Origin of the sequence: Thalassolituus sp. UBA6592 (assembly GCF_002433655.1) — a bacterium.
Taxonomy (GTDB): Bacteria; Pseudomonadota; Gammaproteobacteria; order Pseudomonadales; family Oceanobacteraceae; genus Venatoribacter.
Map to the genome: position 1 here is coordinate 468 of NZ_DJIO01000087.1, position 2,721 is coordinate 3,188.

The 2,721-nt window shown below is 54.3% G+C and carries 2 protein-coding genes; both read left to right on the forward strand.

The window, feature by feature from the left end; all coding sequences use genetic code 11:
- On the forward strand, nt 1–1,749 hold a 1,749-nt coding region (locus B2Z72_RS08645; protein WP_297004572.1), incomplete at its 5' end, for a response regulator.
- A 79-nt stretch (nt 1,750–1,828) separates the two neighbouring features.
- A partial coding sequence (locus B2Z72_RS08650) for a response regulator (protein WP_297004575.1) occupies nt 1,829–2,721 on the forward strand: 893 nt, incomplete at its 3' end.

A 2,721-nucleotide genomic window follows, 5' to 3' on the forward strand; every position in this document is an offset into this window, starting at 1 on the left:
ATCCTCGATTTTTCCAAAATCGAAGCCAACAAACTGGAGCTCGAACCGCTGCGCTTCGACCTGCTGAAAATGGCCGGTGAGCTGGGCGAGAATATGTCGCAGCTGGCACAGGCTAAACATCTGGATCTAATTCTGGATATCCATAACGTTCCTGTCTGTGAAGTCATTGGCGATGCCGGACGACTGCGCCAGATTCTGACCAACCTGCTGGGCAACGCCATTAAGTTCACCAGTGAAGGCCAGATCACGCTGAGCCTCGCCCTGCGCCCGGCATCTGTGGATCGCTGGCAACTGTTGGCCAGTGTGGAAGACTCTGGTATTGGCATTCCACAGGAAGCCATCGGTAATCTGTTCCAGGCCTTCAGTCAGGTCGATGCTTCAACTACCCGCCGCTACGGCGGTACCGGGCTCGGTCTCGCCATTGTGAAACAGCTGTGCGGTCTGATGGATGGCGACATTTCAGTGACCAGCGAACCGGGCAAAGGCAGCACCTTCACCGCCCGGGTCTATCTTGATGCGGCGCCGGAGTCAGCGCTGGCCCGCCCATCGCAGCCAGTGAACGGTAAACGCATTCTGGTGGCAGATCACAACCGTCTGCACACCGCCTGTATTGCCCGCCAGTTCGCTTTATGGGGCGCAAAAGTTACCTCGGCAGCTAATACCGCTGAAGCGGAAAAAGCGCTGTCGCAGGACAACTATGATATTGCTCTGCTGGATCTCGGGCTGCAGGAAGGGCATGAGATCATCACCACCCTGGCGCGCTTCAGACAGGAAAACCCAGACAACCTCACACGCTTTGTGCTGATGACACCGATGGATTTCATCGCCACACCGAAACGGCTGCAGCAGGCCGGGTTTGCCGCGTATTTCCCTAAACCCGTCACCTTCAATAATTATCTGATGACGCTGGATATGGCAGACAGCGCCGACAACGGCGAGGAAGCTGAAACGGTTCATCACTCAGGACACCGTCTGCTGCTGGTCGAAGATAATGAAATTAACCAACTGGTTGCCAGCGAACTTCTGAAAGGCGCAGGTTACCGCATCGATATTGCCAGCAATGGTTTGGAAGCGCTGAAGCAACTGGCAGAAATGCCGGCAGATTGCCCGTTTTCCGCCGTGCTGATGGACTGTCAGATGCCGGAAATGGATGGCTTTGAAGCAACCCGCGCCATCCGTAATGGCAAAGCCGGAGAAGAAGCCGTTAAGTTGCCGGTGATTGCCATGACCGCCAATGCCATGCAAGGGGACAGAGAGCGTTGTCTGGAGGCTGGTATGGATGACTATCTGACCAAGCCGATTCAGGCGGCGCAACTGATCTCTACCCTCACCCGCTGGCTGCCGGATGAAGCGCCTGGCGGGCCTTTGCTACAGCCAGAAGCCGAACCCGCCGAACAGGAACACGAAGTCTGGGACGAAGCCAGTGCCCTGGAACGTCTGATGGGTGATTCCGTGCTGCTGCGGCAGTTGCTGGGCATGTTCAGTGCTGAATTTCCTGACCGGCTGACAGAAATCAGCAAAGCGACGGAAGAACTGGATTTTGAAGAAATACACAGCTATGCCCATAGCCTGAAAGGCGTCAGCAGTAATCTGGCAGCCACAGCCCTGTACCGTATAGCCAATCAACTGGAAGAGGCTGCACTGAAGCACAATGAAGTTCTGTGCCAGTCACTGGTTACCCGCCTCGGGGAAGCCGGAGAGACATTCCTTCAATATGTGAAAGACTTTATTGACGACGGAACACAGTAATAACCCGGCAGACATGCGCTGAACGGCTACACTGAAGTTATCAAAGCATACGATTCGCTGAGCCAGGAGAGCCCTGCCGATGCCCGCTCCACACGTCATGATTGTTGATGATGCGCCCGAGAACCGCCTTGTGTTGAGCACACTGCTGGAGTCTGACTATCAGACTTCCGAAGCAGAGTGTGGTGAAGACGCCATCAACATGCTGTCTGATGCCCGCCCTGATCTTATTCTGCTGGATATCTCGATGCCCGGCATGAGTGGCTACGATGTCTGCGTCAATATTCGCAAAAATCCGGAAACCCGGGGTATTCCGGTGATCTTTGTCTCCGCCAAAGACAGTACCGAAGAGCGCCTTGAAGGCTTTGAAGCTGGCGCTGATGACTTCCTCACCAAGCCCATTGACGGCAACAGCCTGCTGGAGAAAGTTAAGTTTCATATCCAGCGCAGCCTGGATAAAAAAGAGGCCCAGAAACAGTCTCAGGATGCGATGAATGTCGCAATGGAAGCGATGACCAGCTCCAGCGAACTGGGCCAGATTATTCAGTTTGTAAAAGAAGTACAGACGATCCGCACGGCGATGCAGCTGAGTACCTCGATTATGACAGTTGCCTCGCAATTTGGTCTTAATACAGCAGTACTGATTGATACCGCTCCGGCCACATTACTCGGCTGTAGCAAAGATTCGATGGAAGCGCGCCTGATGGAAAAATTCCGCACGGCCGAACAGCGTATTACCAACATGGGCGTACGTACCATCATCCGCAGTGGTCCGGTGGTGATGCTGATTAAAAACATGCCCTATGACGATGAATCCCGTTACGGTCGCCTGAAAGACCATCTGGCGGTACTGGCCGATATTGCCAGCGACCGGGCCAAATCCATCCTCGCCGAATCCATGATGCACGAGCAGCGCCTGAGCTTCCTGAAAGAAATTATCGCCCTCGCCGAGCTGAACATTGAAAAGACTAGCAA